This is a genomic window from Marivita sp. S0852, from assembly GCF_046591575.1.
Lineage (GTDB): Bacteria > Pseudomonadota > Alphaproteobacteria > Rhodobacterales > Rhodobacteraceae > Marivita.
Genome location: NZ_JBIQWA010000001.1, coordinates 12,678 through 31,937, shown reverse-complemented (window position 1 = coordinate 31,937; position 19,260 = coordinate 12,678). Strand labels below are relative to the sequence as shown.

The following is a 19,260-nucleotide window of genomic DNA, read 5'->3' as shown; positions in this document are numbered from 1 at the left end:
GGATTTCTATTTAGGAATAATCTGAGCGCCTATTTCTTGTCTCATACTCGTTTAATGTGAAACTCTATGTGGCGAAATTACCTCGTTTTCTCTTGGTTATAGTTTCACATTTATTGTGAAATATATTGCGGTTGTATTTGGAAACTAATTCACGAAACTTCTTGAAACAATGGGTGGAAATACGGCACCTTAAGATTCGCCGGACGGGGCGTCCGGTCGCCAAAGCGGCCGGGTTGTTCTCCCCCGGCGCATCGGGGGCGGGTTTTCAGGGCCAAACGTTTGCCCGCCCCCATCCACCATAGAACCTTGAGGGAAGAAACCATGAAAGCATTGATTCACTTCGAAAAAGACCCAAACGTTCCTTGGCCGGTCGAGGAACGCCGCCAAATGGCTGGGAACCTGTTCACCGAGTCTATGGCGCAAACACGAGATGCGCGGGTCGCCTTCGCCGTCGTTCGCGACTTTATGAAAATGCAGGGGCACGGCGAAATGACGCCGCCCGAATTTGTGGAATGGATGAAGGCAGTTTCGCCGCCATGCGTCTTGCATTGAACACCACAGTAAAGCAGAAAGTCATGCGAAATGGGATAGAACCTTTTTCGCGTTTTTCATGCGTTGACGAAATTGGAAATATCTTATTTCGTCGCCACCGGGCGGGCAGTTTATGACAGGAAAACGGGAAATGATTCCAGAAATACTTTGGGTCGGAAAACCTATGGGAAACCCCCTTGTGTATCCGATGATTATTCAGGAGGGTTCGGCTTGCTTCCGGGCGGCGCTACGCTTCGGTGACTGGCGACGCGGCCCGCTCTGGGACTTTGGAAGTCCCACCTTCGACACGGCGCAAAGCGCCGCACACATGGCCCTTGTTCTTCGCGCCGATGTTCTTTTCGATCAGGGTGACGCGGCAGCCGCTTGAACGTCAAATTTCCTCCACAGTTTTCCAGTTCATATAAGGACAGACGATCTTGGAGGATGTTTCATGAGAACAATTCTTGCTCTCGCTGTTGCGCTGTCTGCCCCGCCTCTATTGGCAAACGAAACATGCGCCGCAATGCATACTATAGCGCAAGACGTCATGTTGAAGCGACAAGATCAACACCCCATGCACCTATTGATTGCTGGGGCAAGGAACGCTTCTGATCGTGCAGCGGGTGAATTGATCGAACAGATTGTGCGAGATGCATATTCTCGTCCCGCGTGGCGATCACACTCTAATCAAGAACGTGCAGCTGCTGAGTTCGCTAACGAGTGGGCAAGGAGTTGTTATCTCGCTGGCGGTTGAAGCTAATTTCCGAGCCACCGACTTTTGACCACAACGGGCGCTTTTTTTGGGGCACCGGGCGATGCCAGTTCGGCTTCACGAGCATCAAGGTTCAAGGCCACCAGCCTCCGCGCAGCCGTCGCATAAACTAGCGTATCAAGCGCTTCATTGCGCCTCCCCGATATCTTGTCCCATTGGCGCACCGGATGCCCGCGACGATACTTCGTAATCAGCTTTTCGGCTGCAATCTGGTCCAGATAGTCCGGCCCCAGTTCATCGGAGTACGTCACGGTCTCCCCGCTCCTAAGCCGCTGGTGCAGGTGCAGCTTGATTGCCTCAGTCCCGATCAAGGCTAGCTTCGTCTGGCGCGACGCCCCCCATGCGAGGTAGGGCTTACCCATGCCCGGCATACCTTTGCCCGCGATCACGCGGCGCGACGTGCGAGGTCGGCAGAACGCATAGACCGCATCGGACCAGTTGCCCGAGTCGATCACAGCGGCGTCGACTCTGAGTTCACCCCCGTTCGGATGCTTGAAGCGGCGCGTCAACAGCTGGTCGAGTTCAAGCCATGTCGCATCTTCCAGCGGTTCGCCCCATACGATCTCATGCGCAAGGACTCGGCAGTTGCCGTCCCGGTCCCATCCGCAAGTCGAAAGCTCAATGCGGTCCCCCTGAATATCCGCACCCGCAGTCAGACAGACAATCTTAGGAAGGATGGATTGAAGGTTGTGGGGGCGTTGCAGCTTGGCGAGTGCCGCCGGGTCGAGGTCGTCGCCTTCGCCGCGCCACGCCTAGGACCGTGTTGACCCATGGCTTGAGCGTCACCGGCCCGCCCCGCTTCGCCTCCACGAATTCAGCCGCCAAGAGCGGCCAAGCGGCGTTGGGCAGGAGCGATGAAAGGGCGTTGATCTTGTAACCGTGATGCCCCCCGAACCTCGGGACGGGTTGCGCGCCAGCGGCCGGCGGTCAGCATCGGTGCCTTCTCGCGGTCTTCCGTATTCGAACCGCAGGACGGGCAGGCCCAGGCCGCAGTCTCGGGACGATCCGGCTGCCACCGAATGTCCTTCCATTCGATGGGGTGATACTCGCCGCAATGCTGACAGGGGCATTCCCACAAGCGCATGTCGCTTCGATTATACATCCGCATGATATGACTCGTGTCCTCATCAACGGGGGTCGAGCCTGCGACGATCTTCCTGTCAGAGAACGTAAAGCTGCGCTTTTCAGCCAATGTGACTGGGTCTCCCTCTCCGCGCGCGTCCAGTTCCCATGCGTCCAATTCGTCCATGAGAATGACTCGGGCAGTCCGGGCGCGAAGGGCGCGCGGTGTCGAGGCGGGAATGAGCGCGAGCGTGCCGCCGGGATAGTGGCGAGACAGCATCGTGTCGCGGCCCCTCGTGTCGGCTTCGAGGGCGGATGCGAGGGATGGGGACGCAGCGAAGGTCGGTTCAATGACAGATGTCATGAGGTATTTCGCATCGGAATCGGTCGGAAGCACGGCTAAGACCGAAGCGGGGTCGTTCACGACATGATGCGCCATGAGCGCGGTTAGCAATTGCGAATACCCGATGCGCGCCGACTTGAGGACGGAAACCCGCTCCACCGCCGGGTCCCCCATCGAGTCGGCCATCTCGCGCTGATACGGGAAAAGCCGCATGAGACCCGGTGCCGCTGCGATCGAGGCGGGCAGGACCACGTTCTTTTCGACCCATTCGGACAGGCGGATCTTGGCAGGGGGACGCAGCGACGCCCACGCTTCCCGCTCGATTTGTGCGAGGTCAGCCATCGTTCACGGTCCTTTTATCGGCAATCTGTTCAAGGGCAAGGCGCAATTCCGCGTCCAGGGTCGCGGCTGCGGCCCGGTCCAGTCCGGCTTGCGTGGCGACGCGCGGCGCGGCTGCCAGCACTGCTTGACGCAAGGCGATGGTGTATGAGGTCCAGGCGGTGCGAACCTTTTGGGCAGGGATCAACTCACCCCGCGCCGCAGCGTTCTTGATCTCGCGTTCATCGACCTGAGCTTTGGTGAGGCGCAGCTTTTCCGCACTCAGTTGGGAGTTGCTGGACTGCTTGCCGCCCGCATAGCCAAGCCGGGACGCCTTGTCGCGCAAATCTCCAATATAGGTCTTGAGCGAGGCCCGCACGTCATAGCGGCCCCGGACAGGGCGATGCAGCATCCCGTCGCGTGCGAGGGTGCGCACCCGGTTCGCCGTGATGCCCAGCAGCTGCGCCATCTCGGATTCCGTGGCAAGCCCAGGGATCGCCTCGGAAGGCGGGTCATCGGTTTCTTCGTCGCCAAGCAGGTCTTCGAAATCGTCATCTTGATAGGTCAGCATGGTTGCCCCATTTCAAAAATTCTGCAAAGCGTGAAGAATCGGGGTCAGCGCCCCCCGCTGCCGGTCCCCCTTGGGAAGGACCCTTGGAAGCCATGATGCGACAGGATGCATGATGCGGTTGAGTGACGGAGCGAGGATGGTCCAGGTGCGGTCCACGTTCGGTCCACGTTGGCGAGTCCGAAAAGCTCAATGATTTCAACGGGTGGTCCAGGTGGTCCACGTTGAGTCTCTCTGGAACTTTTCGTTGGATTGGGATGCAGCGGTCGGCAGTGCTTCCACGCGTCCCAAGTGTCTTACTCTGAGTTTTCCACCCGGACCACCTGGGCCACCCCAGTATTTTCAATGGGTTACGGGCTTCCGAACGTGGACCAGCACATGGACCAGCGCAAGCCGAACCTGGACCACCAAACTCAGCCATTGTCTTCACTCCAACTGAAATGCGCCTCATCCGATTGCATGTATCCGGCGAAGGCCCTGCGACATTCATCCAGTTGCGGGATGCTGTATGCGCGTTGACGGCTTGCCCCTTCGGCCCCCGCCCTTCTGGGTCGCGTGCTTCGCATCATGGGACACATTGCGTTCAGCGCCGTCGCGAAGGCTTCCCGCCCTTTGGTATCCCCGTGGTGCCTCTGCCTGTGCATCCAGTTGCAATAGTCGCTGTGAAGGTCGGTCTTGGTGATTTTCAGCGGCCCACTGCGCCATTCGCTGTCATCCCCGAATTCTTCGCTGCCCGTGAAACCGGCACACAGTTTCTCGAACCACCACGCTTCCACATTGCGAAGCCCGGCAAGTTTCTGGTCAAGGAGTCCGCGCGTCTGAGGGGGCTTGCCGATCCTGATGCCGTCTGGCGTTTTCCAAGCCATGAGGAAGGCCATGAAGGCCGCTGTCCCGTCGCCTTGATCTGCCGGTGCAGCGCATCGAAATAGTCGTGGTCCCCGATCCTGTGATCCGACACGTTAAACACGGCATAGCGCCTTTCATCCGCAGTCGCAGGCACGGCCCAGTCTTCGTTCGTGCTGAAAATGACCCGGTGAAAAGACGGGATTTGCACCGCGTCCACGTTCTTGCGTTCAATGCGGATCGTGTCATTCGTAATGAGCGATTGCAGAATGCCCTTGGCTTTCTTGTCGCCGCCCCAACTCGCTTCCTCGGCATGGATCAACAGCGCCGTGTCATAGAGGCCATTGAAATTCGAGGTCAGCACGTCTGGCGAATTCGCCAAGGCGTAGTGGCGCGGCCCGACGATCCGGCGCATCAGGTCCACCAGCGAGTCTTTGCCCGCCCCTTTGCCGCCCTTCAACACCAGCGCCACACGCGGCTTCTTCGCCGGGTTCTGCACAATGTCTGCCAACCATGACACGATGTAATCGAAATGCGCTGCATCACCGGACCCCCAAACGTCTCGGATATGGCTCAGGATCAGGTCGCAGTTGCCGGTCTCATTCGGCTCAATCGCGAAGCCTTTCCAGAGGTTCAGCTGGTCCTTGTGAACGCGGCCGGACGGATCGAAGGTCAGTCCCCCTTCGAAGGTGGTGCGCTTTTCCGACTTGATCCATTTATCGCCGCGCCCTTGGAAGGCGTGAAGGTCTCGGAACGCACGCACAGAAATGAGCGACAGCCCATCGGCGTGCCGGTCCACAATCTGCACGTCCTTGCCGACACGCACCATTGCGTAACGGTCATTCAGGGTTGGTTCATCTTCGCCCAAGAGGTCTTCGAAGGGTTCGGGCAGGTCTTCCAGTTCTTCCTCCCAGCTGGCAATTATCGCGCGGGCGTAGGCTTCCCGTTCCATAAAAAGGATCGTGGCACCCTTGATCCGTTCGCCCCTGTTGCTCTTGCCGAAAGAACGTCACTGGGAACGGGTATCGCGTTCACCCTTGTAGCGTTCGGGGTCACGCTGCGACCACGCATCGAAGGCCCGGAACCCGGCTTCACTGCCGCCGGTCTCGTAGCAGAGCGCCATGCCCACGTTGCGCCATTCGTCGCCGTGAAGTTCCTTGGGGTCAATACCGCGCAACGCCGCTTCCAGCCGGTCCAGGGGCACAGGGTCAGCGGGTGCAGCCGGTGCCATGCGTTCCGGTCTCTGCAACAGCGACACGTCCACCACGGGCGCACCAATCAATTCCCAAAGTCCAAGATCGAAGCGGCGTTCCCAGCGATAGGGCTGCCCCGTGTCGGGATGAATGCTGCCCGGCGCCACAAGCTGAGTCCCCGTGCCCTTCACAGCGAGTTCCCAGCCGTCGCCCTTGGCAATGGTCCAGGAGTCCAAGGGTACGGGCGTGAAGAAATGGATTTGACGGGAGTCCCCACCACTGCCGGAAATGACGCTCGGCAGTTCCATCGCGTTCGGGCAGTGCCGTAGCAATGCCGCGAATGCCTCAGCCTTGGCTTCGGTCTTCCTCACGTCGAGGTCGAGTCCGCCTTGGTAGCCAAAGGCGGTCAGGGACGGTTCACCAAGGCGAATGCCTACGTTCTCGCCCGGCTTCAAGGTTGCCAGAAACGCATCCCCGGTCAGCGCCGGTTGCGTGGTCCATTTATCTTCGATGGGCTTCTTGCTTTTCGGCCTCAGGCGCACGAGTGCTGCATTAATCTCGCGCAAGTCAGCCGTTTGACGCATGATCTCATATTGCAATTGCGTCTCATTTGCAGTATTTCTACTCATGTGATTGCTTTTCATGTGGGTTGTCATGCTGTTCCGTGTGGTGGCGGGACAAAGCGAAGTGGCGAATGCCACGTCTCAGGGTCCAGGGGGTCAGTTGCATAGCCGCGACTGGCCCCTTTCTCGTCTTGGCGTACTTGGATCTTGGTGGTCAAACGATCTTCGCGATTGACCAAATGCCACTGACAAGCTCCCACTCCGATTCTCTCGTCGGTTGTTCGGAATCGCACCCCCTAAGCCATTGAAATGGTGGGACGCTTTTCCCGAATTTCCCTGAATTTACTTAGAAGGAACGAAGTGTCCCACTTTTGCTAAGGCATTGATTTCAGGAGATTGTGAAAGCCCCCTACGGGCTGCCACTTCTCGACATCGTTGACTTGCAAAAACCGGTTGTGCCGGACATATGCGGGGCATGTTGAAACTTTGCTACCTTTCATTGACCATTTTGGCTCTGTCTTTCGCTGCGGATGCGGGTCGCGCCGAGGGTGACGTGCGGGTTCCGACGTCTCGGGCGGATATCAGTTTGTCGTTTGTCCCGCTGGTGAAAGAGGCCACACCGGCTGTTGTGAACATTTATGCGCGTCGCGTTGTGCAATCGCGCAGCCCGTTTCAGGATGACCCGTTCTTTGGAAACCTGTTCCGGGATTTCGGTACCTCGCGCCCGCGCGTCCAGAATTCGTTGGGTTCAGGGGTCATTGTTTCGGCAGATGGGTTTGTCGTTTCCAATTACCATGTCGTGGGTCAGGCGGATCAGATCAGGGTCGTTTTGAACGACAGGCGCGAATATGAAGCACGGGTTTTGATCGGTGACGAGGAAAGCGATCTCGCGATCCTCAAGATCGAAGCCGAAGACATGCCACATCTTGATCTGCGCGACAGCGATACGGTCGAGGTTGGAGAACTGGTGTTGGCAATTGGCAATCCGTTTGGCGTTGGACAAACGGTGTCATCGGGTATCGTATCCGGGCTGGCGCGGTCCGGAGCGGCGGCAGGCAATGCGCGCGGATATTTCATCCAGACGGATGCTCCGATCAATCCGGGCAACTCGGGTGGGGCTTTGATTGACGTGGCGGGACGGCTTATCGGGATCAACACCTCCATCCTGACCCGCTCTGGCGGCTCAAACGGGATCGGGTTTGCAATTCCGGCTGCGTTGGTGGCCCAGTTTCTGGATCAGGCACGGCAGGGGAAAACAGCGTTCGAACGTCCCTGGGCCGGGGCAACCGGTCAGTCCGTGGACGCCGGGCTGTTGGACGGTCTGGGCCTATCGCGCCCCGAAGGTGTGGTTCTGACGGCGTTTCATCCGGCCAGCCCGTTGTTGCAGGCGGGGCTGCGGGTTGGGGATGTTGTGGTCACGGTGGCGGGCCATCCTGTCAACACACCGGCTGAAATGCTGTTTCGCATGTCGGTTCAAGGACCCGGGCGTGATGTCGAAATGGCGTTTTTGCGGAACGGGGCCGAAACCGTTGTGACAGTGTCGCTTATCTTGCCGCCCGAAGACCCTCCACGCGACGCCCGCGTTTTGGATGACCGGGAGGTCCTGACCGGGATGACCGTTGCACGGATCAATCCGGCGGTCCTGTCAGAGCTGGGCTTGCCACTGAACCTTGAGGGTGTGGTTGTTTTAGATCCGGGCCGGTTCGGGCAGCGGGTTGGTTTGCGGCGGGGGGATATCCTGCGCCGCATTGACCGCTTTGTCGTAGAAGGGCCCGGCGATGTGGGGCCTGCGCTGCGTGCCGCGGCACCCAATGTTGCGATTGAGGCAGAACGGGGCGGACAACGCCTGATCCTGCGGTTCAGGGCGTGATGCGTGGCGGATCTGTTTGACACCGATACTGCGGCAGACAGCGTGCCACGCCCACTGGCAGACCGGTTGCGCCCGCAAAGCGTGTCCGAGGTGATCGGCCAAAGCCAGGTGATTGGCCCAGACGCGCCGCTGACGGTCATGCTCAAGGCGGGCAGTCTTGGATCGGTGATTTTCTGGGGTCCGCCGGGTGTTGGAAAGACAACGCTTGCGCGGCTTCTGGCGGACGAGACCGATTTGCACTTTGTCCAAATCAGCGCGATTTTCTCCGGTGTTCCAGAACTGCGCAAAGTGTTCGAAGCGGCAAAGCTGCGGCGAAAAAGCGGGCAGGGGACGTTGCTTTTCGTCGATGAAATCCATCGTTTCAACAAAGCCCAGCAAGACGGGTTTCTGCCGCATATGGAGGATGGCACCATCCTGTTGGTGGGGGCGACGACCGAAAACCCATCTTTTGAATTGAATGCCGCGTTGCTGAGCCGGGCGCAGGTGCTTGTGCTGGAGCGGCTGGCGCTGAGTGATCTGGAACGGCTCGCTCAAAGGGCCGAAGTGGAGTTGGGGCGCAGCCTGCCGCTGGATGGTGCCGCGCGGGAAAATCTGTTGGAGATGGCAGACGGCGACGGACGCGCCTTGCTCAACCTGATCGAGCAGGTGATGGCCTGGACCGTTGATGCGCCGTTGAACAGCGCCGCCTTGGCGCAGCGCCTGATGAAACGCGCGGTGCATTATGACAAATCGGGCGATTCGCATTACAACCTGATCTCTGCGCTGCACAAATCGGTGCGCGGCTCAGATCCGGACGCCGCGCTTTACTGGTTCGCGCGCATGCTGGATGCCGGAGAAGACCCGCGTTATCTTGCGCGGCGCATCACCCGCATGGCGGTCGAGGATATTGGCCTTGCCGACCCACAGGCGCAGGCGATGTGTTTGCAAGGCTGGGACACATTTGAACGCCTGGGCAGCCCGGAAGGCGAATTGGCGCTTGCCCAAGCCTTGGTGTATCTCGCGCTCGCGCCCAAGTCGAATGCAACCTATGTCGCCTACAAGGCCGCGCGCTCTGCGGCGAAAAAGACCGGATCGCTTGCGCCCCCAAAACACATTCTGAATGCGCCAACGCAGCTGATGAAAGATCAGGGATACGGATCAGGCTATGCCTATGATCACGATGCCGAAGACGGGTTTTCCGGGCAGGATTATTTCCCCGAAGATATGGACCGCGCCGCTTTTTACGCACCGGTGGAACGCGGGTTTGAACGGGATCTGAAAAAGCGTGTCGATTACTTTGCCAAGCTCAGGTCCAAGCGCCAAACTTGACTCTTTATGCTGCGCGCGCGACAGACCGCGCATGTTGACCACCCTGTCTCTTGTTGCGCTTGGCGGTGCCATCGGGGCCTGCCTTCGGTTTTTGGCCGGGGTGGCCGTTGTGCGGATGTTCGGACATGGAGAGTTTCCCATCGCTGTTCTAAGCGTCAACGTGATCGGATCGTTCCTGATGGGGGCGTTTGTGGTCGCCGCGGCGCATCGCGGACTAACCCCGCTGTCGCCTTTTGTCATGACGGGTGTCCTGGGCGGGTTTACAACATTTTCGGCGTTTTCGCTTGAGACCATGACATTGATCGAACGCGGTCAGATTGGCTTCGCGTCTCTTTATGTCGTGGCGTCTGTGGTTTTATCGGTCGGCGCATTGGCCTTAGGCCTTTTGGCGGCAAGGAGTGTGTTTGCATGAGCCGGGTTCAGAATATCATTGTTGGTCCGGGCGATGCCGATCAAAGGCTGGATCGCTGGCTCAAACGGCTTTTCCCGCATTTGGGGCAGGGGCGTATCGAAAAGATGTGCCGCAAAGGCGAACTGCGTGTCGATGGCGGGCGTGTCAAAGCCAACACCCGTCTGGCCACCGGTCAGGATGTGCGCATTCCTCCCTTGCCGGAACCGGGCGATGTGCAATCCCGGCCAAAGCCAACCGTGTCGGACAAGGATGCGGCGATGATGAAAGCGTTGATCCTGTACCGGGATGACCACATCATCGCGTTGAACAAACCCCCGGGTTTGCCAACCCAGGGCGGCAGCAAACAGACGCGCCATGTGGACGGGTTGGCCGAAGCTCTGACGTTTGGCTATGACGAGAAACCGCGCCTTGTGCACCGGTTGGACAAGGACACATCCGGCGTTTTGCTGCTTGCGCGGACCCGCGCGGTTGCTGGGGCCCTGACCGAAGCGTTTCGGGCGCGGGAAACGCGAAAGATCTATTGGGCGGCCGTGGCGGGCGTTCCGATGCCGCAAATGGGCACAATCAAGTTTGGCCTTGTTAAAGCACCCGGTCACGGATCTGGTGGCGAAAACGAAAAGATGCGTGCTGTGCATCCGCGAGATGTTGCAACAACCGAAGGCGCAAAGCACGCCACAACGGATTATGCGGTCCTGAGCGCCCTGGGCAAACGCGCTGCCTGGGTTGCCATGGTTCCCATCACCGGACGCACGCATCAGCTGCGTGCCCATATGTCCGAAATTGGCCATCCCATCATCGGTGACGGGAAATATGGCGGGTCCGGTCAGGAAAACCTCGGCGATGGCTGGGGGGCGATGCTGGGTGGCGCGATAAGCCGAAAGCTGCATCTGCACGCGCGCTCGATCTCTCTCAAACACCCGGTGACAGGTGCCAAGCTTTCGATCACGGCGCCGCTTCCAGAGCATATGGAGCGGACATGGGAGTTTGTGCAATGGGATGCCCGCGATGTCCCGGCGGACCCGTTCGAAGATCTTGAATAAGTGTCCCATCATGATCGGCGACACCAGTTATGACATGTCCATGGAGCGCGCGACCGGGGTTCAGACGTTGGGCGTCAGTTGGGGATATCAGCCAAAATCGGGTCTTTCGGACGCCGACGCAATCGTGGATACGGTCGCCGACCTTGCAACCACTCTTGCCACCTGGATGGAGCGCCTGACATGAGCGAATGGGCCCCGAAACGTTTCTGGAAGACCGCCGAGACAACCGCAACCGATGACGGGTTTGGCGTGTTGCTGGATGGCCGACCTGTCCGCACCCCGGCCAAAGCCGTTCTGTCGGTGCCGTCCAGAGCACTTGGCGCCCGGATTGCCGCCGAATTCGATGCGCAGGTCGACCTGATCGACCCAAAAACAATGCCGTTTACGCGCACGGCCAATGCCGCGATTGACAAGGTGGTTGTGCAACACGCCGAGGTGGCGGACATGCTGGCGGATTATGCGGACAGCGATCTGCTGTGTTATCGCGCGGCGCAACCAAAAGAATTGGTGTTGCGACAGGCACAGCAATGGAACCCCTTGCTGGACTGGGCGGAAGACAAGTTGTCAGCGCGGCTTGAGCCGCGAACCGGCGTGATCCATGTCGCTCAGTCGCCAGAGGCGTTGACCACACTGCGCGCCCGGGTTCATGATATGTCAAATTTTGAACTGGCCGCCTTTCACGATCTTGTGTCCATCAGCGGCTCATTGATCATCGGCTTTGCCGCCAAGCTTGCAAGTTTTCCCGTCGACGACCTGTGGACCGTGTCGCGACTGGATGAGATTTGGCAAGAAGAACAATGGGGCATCGATGAAGAAGCCCAGAAAATGGCCGAACATAAGAAAGCGGCTTTCTTGCATGCCGATCATTTTATGCGTTTGATTGGCGATGAAAGTTTGACGTGACGCCAAGGAAACTTTGGGTCTTGGGCAGGTATATGTCCTATTTTGCTTGACCTACTTGCCTGAATCCCCAAAAAATTGCCTACACTTTTGGTAGGGTAGCGCCTACCTTAGTCGCATGGGCGTAAATACGCCTGTCAGAAACTGCGCCCAAAAGCGCGGGCTAACAGGAAGAGGTAAAAATGAAAAAGATTGCAATTCTTGGCGCGATGACCGCCGCTGGCCTATCGGCTGGTGTAGCGTCGGCCGCCACACTTGACGACGTGAAAGCGCGCGGCAAGCTGAACTGCGGCGTGACAACCGGTCTCGTCGGATTTGCAGCTCCAAACGCGAACGGGGAATGGGAAGGCTTTGACGTTGGTGTCTGCCGCGCCGTGGCCGCTGCCGTGCTTGGCGACCCGAACGCCGTTGAATTTGTACCGACAACCGGCAAAACCCGCTTTACCGCGCTTGCGTCTGGCGAAATTGACCTGCTTGCGCGCAACACCACCTGGACATTTTCGCGCGATGTTGACCTGAAATTCGAATTTGTCGGGATTAACTATTACGACGGTCAGGGTTTCATGGTTCCCAAAGAGCTGGGCGTTTCGTCCGCCAAGGAACTGGATGGCGCGACAGTCTGCATCCAGACAGGAACGACAACCGAACTGAATCTGGCGGATTTCTTCCGTGCGAACAACATTTCGTATGAGCCGGTTCCGATCGAAACAAACGCCGAAGCGCAGCCGCTTTATCTTGAAGGTGCGTGCGATGTTTACACAACAGACGCATCCGGCCTTGCCGCAACACGCGCGGCATTCGAAAACCCGGGCGACCACGTTGTTCTGCCCGAGATCATCTCGAAAGAGCCACTGGGACCGCTTGTGCGTCATGGCGACAGTGACTGGGCGGATATCAACCGCTGGGTTTTGAACGCGCTGATTGCAGCAGAAGAGCTGGGCGTGACCTCTGCCAATATCGCAGAAATGTCTGCCGCTGCCGGTAGCAACCCGGAAATCAACCGTTTGCTCGGCACCGAAGGCACCCTTGGCGAGATGCTTGGCCTTGACGCTGACTGGGCCGTGCGTGCGATTGCCGCTGGCGGCAACTATGGCGAGCTGTTTGAAAAGAACATCGGTGAGAACACACCGATCGGTCTGGCGCGTGGCCTGAACGCGCAGTGGACCGAAGGTGGCCTGCTTTACAGCCCGCCCTTCCGCTAAAATCTAGATCTAGAAAAGGGCGCGGAACACTCCGCGCCCTTTTTCTAACCAACGAACAAGCCTTCGGATCAGGCAACAGAGCACGCAAAGTGCCGCCATCTGGATTCAGGTACACAGGGATAGACTTATGTCGACATATTCTGACCCGCCATCGCGGTCGTTCCAGCTATCTATGCTGCTCAACGACACACGATATCGGTCATATACATTCCAATTCATAGCACTGCTTCTTCTGGTTCTGGCCATGGCGTATCTTGGCATGAACCTTGTGCAAAACCTTGCGGCGGCTGGTCTTAACATTTCTTACCAGTTTCTTGGCGAACCCGCAGGTTACGACATCAATCAAACACTGATCCCCTATACCAGCCAATCGTCACATTGGCAGGCGTCGATGGTGGGCGTGCTGAACACGCTGCTGGTCGCTCTTCTGGGGTGTATCATGGCAACAATCATCGGCGTGATCGTGGGGGTTCTGCGCCTCAGCAACAACTGGCTCGTGCGTCAGTTGATGTCGATCTATGTCGAGATTTTCCGAAATGTTCCAGTTCTGATCTGGATTCTGATCATCATGGCGGTCTTTGTTGCGGTGCTTCCGCAGCCACGGGATTTCCGCGGTGACACGCCCGAAGCCTCTATGGTTCTGGACGCGTTCGCTTTTACCGGACGCGGCTTTTACGCTCCGGCCCCTGTTTTTGGCCCGGGTTCTGGACTTGTCATTGCTGTGTTTCTGGCCTCCATCGCCGGTATTTTTGCACTGCGCAATTATGCCAAAAAGGCCCTGTACGACCGGGGAGAACTGATCCCAACCTTTTTGCCGTCGCTGGGGCTTTTCTTTATTCCTGCGATTTTGGCGTACTTCATTCTGGGTCGCCCCATCGGGCTGGAATATCCTGAACTGAGGGGCTTCAACTTTCAGGGCGGGATTTTCATGCGGAATTCGCTGATTGCCCTTTGGTTTGCCCTGTCCATCTATACCGCTGCGTTTATTGCCGAAAACGTCCGTGCGGGGATTCTCGCCGTCAGCAAAGGTCAGACCGAGGCGGCGGCGTCTCTGGGTCTGCGTCCGAACCGAATTATGAACCTTGTCGTGTTGCCTCAGGCGCTTCGCGTGATCATCCCGCCGCTTATCTCGCAATATCTCAATTTGACCAAAAACTCGTCCCTTGCGATTGCGGTTGGCTATATGGACCTGACCGGAACCTTGGGGGGGATCACGCTCAATCAGACCGGGCGCGCGATTGAATGTGTCGTCCTGTTGATGGTGTTCTACCTGACGATTTCGCTTCTGATTTCGGCGTTCATGAATGTCTACAACAACGCTGTTAAGCTGAAGGAGCGCTGAGATGGTCGGTCCAAAGGAGCGCAAATCATGAGTGACACACATGCTCAAACCGTCGCCTTCGTGCGCGACACCATGATCCCCGAACAGGCTCCGCCAGCATCCGAGGCCGGGGTGATCAAATGGATGCGTGAAAACCTGTTCTCGGGGTGGTTCAACACAGCGCTGACCATTCTGTCGCTGTATTTCATCTATAAGATCGTGTCCGGAGCCTGGCCCTGGTTCGCAAACGGGATTTGGACAACAAGCTCGCTGGCCGAGTGCCGTGAAATGCTGGACGGCATGACGGGAGCCTGTTTCTCGGTTTTGACCGAGCGATGGAACCAGCTTTTGTTCGGGTTCAAATACCCCTCTGATCAGTATTGGCGTCCAACGGTTGCGTTTTTCATGCTGATCGTGGCCCTTGCTCCGGTGCTGTATCCAAAAGCGCCGCGTAAACTTCTGATCTTTACCGGCCTTTATCCCTTTATCGCCTTCTGGCTGATCTGGGGCGGCAGCATCCTGATTCCGATCGTGGCATTGATCGGGTTTGTTGCGGGATACTCAGCTTTCAAACAACTGGACCGTCAAAGCTTTGCATTGGGGCTTGGCGCAGGCGTTGTGGTGACAATCATCACATGGTGGATCGGTGGGTTTATCACCGGTGCTGCCCCTGGCCTGATGGCGCTAGAGCCTGTCGCGTCGCGGGATATGGGCGGCTTCATGCTCAACATGATCCTGGGCACCGTCTGTGTGTCGCTGTCCTTGCCTATCGGGATTTTGCTGGCGCTAGGGCGGCAGTCGGACATGCTGATCATCAAGTGGATCTGTATCGTCTTCATCGAATTCATCCGCGGCGTGCCTTTGATCACGTTGCTTTTCGTGGCGAATGTGGTTTTGGCCTATTTCCTGCCTCCCGGCACGTCATTTGACCTTATCCTGAGGGTGATCATCATGATCACCATGTTTGCATCGGCCTATATCGCCGAGGTGATCCGGGGTGGTTTGGCAGCACTGCCGCGAGGACAATACGAGGCCGCTGACTCGCTCGGGCTTGATTATGCACAGGCGACCCGCCTGATCATCATGCCGCAAGCGCTCAAGATCTCTATTCCGGGGATCGTCAACGTCGCGGTGGGGCTGTTCAAGGACACCACGCTGGTGTCGGTGATCTCGATGTTCGACCTTGTCGGCATGATCCGCGGGCCGATCCTTGCCTCCACCGAATGGAACGGCGTCTATTGGGAACTGTGGGGCTTTGCTGTCCTGATGTTCTTTATCGTCTGCTTCAGCATCTCAAAATACTCGCAGTGGCTCGAGCGGCAGCTCGCCACCGATCACAGATAAGGAGTGAAATCCATGGCCGATCAAGCCCAACAGATGGCTGTCTCTGACGAGGTGGCAATTCAAATCGTAAACATGAACAAGTGGTATGGCGCGTTTCACGTTCTTCGCGACATTGATCTGACCGTCTATCAGGGCGAACGGATCGTCATCGCGGGGCCGTCCGGGTCCGGGAAATCTACCCTGATCCGCTGCATCAATGCGTTGGAAGAGCACCAAAAAGGGTCGATTACGGTGGATGGCACATTGCTCTCCTCGGACGTCAAGAACATCGACAAGATCCGGTCAGAGGTGGGCATGTGCTTTCAGCACTTTAACCTGTTTCCGCATCTGACGATCCTTGAAAACTGCACCCTGGCTCCAATCTGGGTGCGTAAAACTCCAAAGAAAGAAGCCGAGGAAGTCGCGATGCACTTTCTCACCAAGGTGAAAATCCCTGATCAGGCCAATAAATATCCCGGCCAGTTGTCAGGCGGTCAGCAGCAACGCGTTGCAATCGCGCGGTCACTTTGCATGCGTCCGCGCATCATGTTGTTTGACGAACCAACATCAGCGCTTGATCCTGAAATGATCAAGGAAGTTCTGGATACCATGGTCGAGCTTGCCGAAGAAGGCATGACGATGATCTGCGTGACGCACGAGATGGGATTTGCCCGTCAAGTCGCAAATCGCGTCATCTTTATGGATGCAGGTCAGATTGTTGAGCAAAATGAACCGGAAGAGTTCTTCAACAATCCTCAGAACGAACGCACAAAATTGTTCCTGAGCCAGATTTTGGGTCACTGACCTGAAATAACCCGGCTGCAGGGCAAAACGAAAAACCCGGGCTTATGTCCCGGGTTTTTTGCGCAGGTTTACTTTTGTGCGGCCGCGATAACCTCGCGCGGTATTGCAAATTCCGTACACCGCCCAAGCCCTGGTGCGGCATCGGACCAGTCTGCGATGTCAAAGCTGATCAGACAAGTGGCGCAGGTCGGGTAATCGGCAAACCGGGGGTGGTCTGGCCAGTCAGCGACCAGCTGATGCGCGCAGTCCGCAATCCCGTGATTGTGGCCAACCATAAGCACCGTGTCTGCCTGTGCCGTTTGAAGACAGCCGATCATGTCGCGCGCTTCTGCCAAATACAGACCGCGTTCGAACCGTGTCTGGAGGTCGTCAAACCCCAGTAGGTCCAATGTTTGGCGCGTGCGCGTGGCGGACGAACACAAGGCTTGTTCTGGCACCCAATTGTGCTGACGCACCCAATCACCCATCGCTACAGCGCTTTTCATGCCGCGGGCATTCAAAGGTCTGCTGTGATCATCCCCACTGGTGGACCAATCTGATTTCGCGTGTCGCATGAGGATCAATCGTTTCAAAAGCGTGGGGCCTTTCCCAAAAGGTTTGCTCAGTCTCCCAAAAACGCGCGCATGTGAAAAGCAGATTGTTCCGGCACACGCCCAAAGCACTTTGAGACAGGACAGGACCGCCGCACAAGACAGCCGTTTCGACAATCGGCACCTGCCGGGCTTTTTATGTGCGCCACACATGCTGGAACATCATAGTCCTTGCCAGGCACCAACGCCCCGACAGGACATGCCGTTCTGCAGGGTTGATCTTCACAGCTTAAACAGGGGTTCACAGAGCTGTCAGACAGCTTCAGTCGCTGTGGCAGGGCAATGGCAGACCGGAAGCTGACAAAAAGACCTGCTGTCGCGTGAACAAGCAGTCCAACCGGCGACGGCCAATGCGTGCCGGTTTTTTCCGCCCACCGTAAAAATGGCGCGTAGGGCGGGCCGTCATATGGAAACAGCGCTGTCGCCTTCCAGGGTGCTGCGAGCGTGGTCGTGACCCGTTTGGACCAACGATCCAGCGGGTGATCCGCACCGTCGGCATATTCGGGCGAGGCTTGAAAAAGAGCCCAAAAACCCGGCTCGTCAGGCCCCAACATCACCACGGTTTGCGCACCCTTGGGAGCATGATCATCCGCGTCCGGGTGAAACGCGCCACGCACAGCCAAGCCAAGATCACGCGCCGCCGTATCAATCTCAGAGAGTGTCACCGCAGTGGACGGATCAAGGAACCCGCGCCATGCTCTGTGAAAAGTTCAAGCAAACAGGCATTCCGCACACGACCGTCCAGAATAACAACCGCGCGCACCCCCTGTTCAATCGCTTTCAAGGCGGTCTCGGTTTTGGGGATCATACCACCGGCAATCGTTCCATCCGCAATCATCTGTTTTACGTCTTCCGGTGTCATCGCTGTCACAACCTTGCCATCCGCGTCCTTGACACCGCTGACATCTGTCAACAGCAACAGCCGGTCCGCCTCCAGCGCGCCGGCAATGGCACCGGCGGCCGTATCCCCGTTGACGTTATAGGTTTCATTGGGCTGAGTGCCGGTCGACACCGGGGCCACCACCGGAATGATCCCGGCATCAAACAGGTCGCGCAAAACCTGGGCGTTCATCTTGACCGGTCGGCCGACAAAGCCCAATTCGGGATCATCCGCTTCGCAGACCATCAGGTTGTCGTCTTTGCCCGAAAGCCCAACCGCGCGTCCGCCCTCATTCATGATGGCTTGAACGATACGTTTGTTAACTAAACCGGTCAGCACCATCTCAACGACCTCGACGGTCTGTTTGTCGGTGACCCGTTTGCCCCGTACAAAGGTGGAATTGATCTCAAGCCGTTTCAGCATGTCGTTGATCATCGGGCCGCCGCCATGCACCACAACCGGATTGATCCCGACCTGTCGCATCAGCACGATATCGCGCGCAAATTCCGCCATTGCGGCGTCATCGCCCATGGCATTGCCGCCAAACTTCACCACCACCACAGCCCCGGCATAGCGTTGCATATAGGGAAGCGCCTCAGACAGGGTGCGGGCGGTCGCGATCCAATTTTGGTCCATATCCTGGGATTTCATGTTCTCTTATATCCATGTCAGACCACGGCCTGACGTTACCTTTGTGTGGTCCAAGCCGATGGCCAAGACAAGCCGTTTCAGATGCTAAGCCTAGGTGATAGACGCGATGATACTGCGCAGCGTCGGGATGCCCTCACCTTTTTCGCTGCTGGTCAGAACCAGTTCCGGATAGGCGGCCGGATGCTTTGACAGTTTTTCGCGCACCTGCTGCAACAGCGTGTCGTGCTGGGCCGGCTTGATCTTGTCGGCTTTGGTCAGAACGACCTGAAATGTCACCGCACTTTTGTCGAGAAGGGTCATGATTTCTTCGTCCACGGGTTTGATCCCGTGGCGGCTGTCGATCAGCACAAAGGCGCGGCGGAGGCTTGCCCGGCCGGACAGATAATGTTTGAGCAGCGACTGCCATTTTTCAACAATCTTCACCGGCGCGTTCGCATAGCCATACCCGGGCAGGTCAACGACATAGCGGTCATCGCCCAATGTAAAATAGTTGATTTCCTGCGTCCGCCCCGGCGTATTTGAGGCCCGGGCCAACGCTTTGCGCCCTGTCACCGCGTTTATAAGCGACGATTTTCCCACATTGGATCGGCCCGCGAAACAGACTTCGATGCGATCATCCGGCGGCAGACCATCCATGGCCACAACACCTTTGAGGAAATCGACCTCTCCGGCAAAAAGCTTGCGCCCAACTTCGCGTTCCACGGTGTCAGGTTCGTCAGCGAGCGGAAAGGGAAGGCGCATGTCAGACACGAGTCACCTCACCTGC

At 57.6% G+C, this 19,260-nt stretch carries 20 protein-coding genes and 1 pseudogene; 12 read left to right on the top strand and 9 right to left on the bottom strand.

Features of this window, described 5'->3' with window-relative positions:
- Positions 1 to 321 precede the first annotated feature (321 nt).
- Together ACG74X_RS00165 and ACG74X_RS00160 are read left to right on the top strand one after the other, a co-directional pair.
- Positions 322 to 552 (top strand): hypothetical protein, encoded by a 231-nt coding sequence (locus tag ACG74X_RS00165; RefSeq protein WP_411231848.1) that lies wholly within the window; start codon positions 322 to 324, stop codon positions 550 to 552.
- A gap of 130 nt (positions 553 to 682) precedes the next feature.
- Positions 683 to 919, top strand: a complete 237-nt coding sequence (locus tag ACG74X_RS00160; protein WP_411231847.1) for a hypothetical protein — start codon at positions 683 to 685, stop codon at positions 917 to 919.
- 368 nt (positions 920 to 1,287) lie between these two features.
- Here the strand turns inward: ACG74X_RS00160 and ACG74X_RS00155 are convergent.
- The 5 genes and pseudogenes from ACG74X_RS00155 to ACG74X_RS00135 all read right to left on the bottom strand — a co-directional run bounded on the left by ACG74X_RS00155 (position 1,288) and on the right by ACG74X_RS00135 (position 6,274).
- Positions 1,288 to 2,128 (bottom strand): annotated as a pseudogene (locus ACG74X_RS00155) (terminase gpA endonuclease subunit).
- Positions 2,118 to 3,050 (bottom strand): phage terminase large subunit family protein, encoded by a 933-nt coding sequence (locus ACG74X_RS00150; RefSeq protein ID WP_411231846.1) that lies wholly within the window; start codon positions 3,048 to 3,050, stop codon positions 2,118 to 2,120. The pseudogene ACG74X_RS00155 and the gene ACG74X_RS00150 overlap by 11 nt, the downstream one beginning before the upstream one ends.
- The gene (locus ACG74X_RS00145) at positions 3,043 to 3,597 is read right to left on the bottom strand and encodes a hypothetical protein (protein WP_411231844.1); all 555 of its coding nucleotides are present in this window, start codon (positions 3,595 to 3,597) and stop codon (positions 3,043 to 3,045) included. Before ACG74X_RS00145 ends, ACG74X_RS00150 begins: the two co-directional genes overlap by 8 nt.
- 682 nt (positions 3,598 to 4,279) lie before the next feature.
- Positions 4,280 to 5,389, bottom strand: a complete 1,110-nt coding sequence (locus ACG74X_RS00140; protein WP_411231843.1) for a primase-helicase family protein — start codon at positions 5,387 to 5,389, stop codon at positions 4,280 to 4,282.
- Between the two features lie 57 nt (positions 5,390 to 5,446).
- Positions 5,447 to 6,274, bottom strand: a complete 828-nt coding sequence (locus ACG74X_RS00135) for a bifunctional DNA primase/polymerase (RefSeq protein ID WP_411231841.1) — start codon at positions 6,272 to 6,274, stop codon at positions 5,447 to 5,449.
- A 394-nt stretch (positions 6,275 to 6,668) separates the two neighbouring features.
- Between ACG74X_RS00135 and ACG74X_RS00130 the strand changes: the two genes are divergently transcribed.
- The 10 genes from ACG74X_RS00130 (at position 6,669) to ACG74X_RS00085 (ending at position 16,373) form a co-directional block, all read left to right on the top strand.
- Positions 6,669 to 8,063 (top strand): trypsin-like peptidase domain-containing protein, encoded by a 1,395-nt coding sequence (locus ACG74X_RS00130; protein WP_411231840.1) that lies wholly within the window; start codon positions 6,669 to 6,671, stop codon positions 8,061 to 8,063.
- A gap of 3 nt (positions 8,064 to 8,066) precedes the next feature.
- Complete coding sequence (locus ACG74X_RS00125) at positions 8,067 to 9,371, top strand: replication-associated recombination protein A (RefSeq protein WP_411231838.1); 1,305 nt, start codon at positions 8,067 to 8,069, stop codon at positions 9,369 to 9,371.
- A gap of 31 nt (positions 9,372 to 9,402) precedes the next feature.
- Positions 9,403 to 9,783, top strand: coding sequence for a fluoride efflux transporter CrcB (gene crcB, locus ACG74X_RS00120; RefSeq protein ID WP_411231837.1), 381 nt, complete (start codon positions 9,403 to 9,405; stop codon positions 9,781 to 9,783).
- Entirely contained in the window at positions 9,780 to 10,823 is a 1,044-nt protein-coding gene (locus ACG74X_RS00115) for an RluA family pseudouridine synthase (protein WP_411231836.1), read from the top strand. Before crcB ends, ACG74X_RS00115 begins: the two co-directional genes overlap by 4 nt.
- A 10-nt stretch (positions 10,824 to 10,833) precedes the next feature.
- Positions 10,834 to 11,007, top strand: a complete 174-nt coding sequence (locus tag ACG74X_RS00110; RefSeq protein WP_411231834.1) for an HAD family hydrolase — start codon at positions 10,834 to 10,836, stop codon at positions 11,005 to 11,007.
- Entirely contained in the window at positions 11,004 to 11,726 is a 723-nt protein-coding gene (locus tag ACG74X_RS00105) for an ATP12 family chaperone protein (protein WP_411231833.1), read from the top strand. Before ACG74X_RS00110 ends, ACG74X_RS00105 begins: the two co-directional genes overlap by 4 nt.
- Positions 11,727 to 11,905: 179 nt before the next feature.
- Positions 11,906 to 12,925, top strand: a complete 1,020-nt coding sequence (locus ACG74X_RS00100) for an amino acid ABC transporter substrate-binding protein (protein WP_411231831.1) — start codon at positions 11,906 to 11,908, stop codon at positions 12,923 to 12,925.
- A 127-nt stretch (positions 12,926 to 13,052) separates the two neighbouring features.
- The gene (locus ACG74X_RS00095) at positions 13,053 to 14,267 is read left to right on the top strand and encodes an amino acid ABC transporter permease (RefSeq protein WP_411231830.1); all 1,215 of its coding nucleotides are present in this window, start codon (positions 13,053 to 13,055) and stop codon (positions 14,265 to 14,267) included.
- A 27-nt stretch (positions 14,268 to 14,294) separates the two neighbouring features.
- Positions 14,295 to 15,590: an amino acid ABC transporter permease gene (locus ACG74X_RS00090; RefSeq protein WP_411231828.1), complete on the top strand. Its 1,296-nt coding sequence runs from the start codon at positions 14,295 to 14,297 to the stop codon at positions 15,588 to 15,590.
- A gap of 12 nt (positions 15,591 to 15,602) precedes the next feature.
- Positions 15,603 to 16,373, top strand: a complete 771-nt coding sequence (locus tag ACG74X_RS00085) for an amino acid ABC transporter ATP-binding protein (protein ID WP_411231827.1) — start codon at positions 15,603 to 15,605, stop codon at positions 16,371 to 16,373.
- Between the two features lie 68 nt (positions 16,374 to 16,441).
- Here the strand turns inward: ACG74X_RS00085 and ACG74X_RS00080 are convergent, their stop codons facing one another.
- From ACG74X_RS00080 to yihA, 4 genes are all read right to left on the bottom strand, one after another.
- A complete protein-coding gene (locus ACG74X_RS00080; RefSeq protein WP_411231825.1) occupies positions 16,442 to 16,927 on the bottom strand; it encodes a SixA phosphatase family protein in 486 nt (161 codons plus the stop codon).
- Positions 16,928 to 16,974: 47 nt separating this feature from the next.
- Entirely contained in the window at positions 16,975 to 17,628 is a 654-nt protein-coding gene (locus ACG74X_RS00075) for a ferredoxin (protein WP_411231823.1), read from the bottom strand.
- On the bottom strand, positions 17,625 to 18,494 hold the full coding sequence (argB, locus tag ACG74X_RS00070; protein ID WP_411231822.1) for an acetylglutamate kinase: 870 nt from the start codon (positions 18,492 to 18,494) through the stop codon (positions 17,625 to 17,627). The genes ACG74X_RS00075 and argB overlap by 4 nt, the downstream gene beginning before the upstream one ends.
- A gap of 90 nt (positions 18,495 to 18,584) precedes the next feature.
- Positions 18,585 to 19,235 carry a ribosome biogenesis GTP-binding protein YihA/YsxC gene (gene yihA, locus ACG74X_RS00065; protein ID WP_411232863.1) on the bottom strand — a complete coding sequence of 217 codons (651 nt, stop codon included), beginning with the start codon at positions 19,233 to 19,235 and terminating at the stop codon, positions 18,585 to 18,587.
- Positions 19,236 to 19,260: the final 25 nt, after the last annotated feature.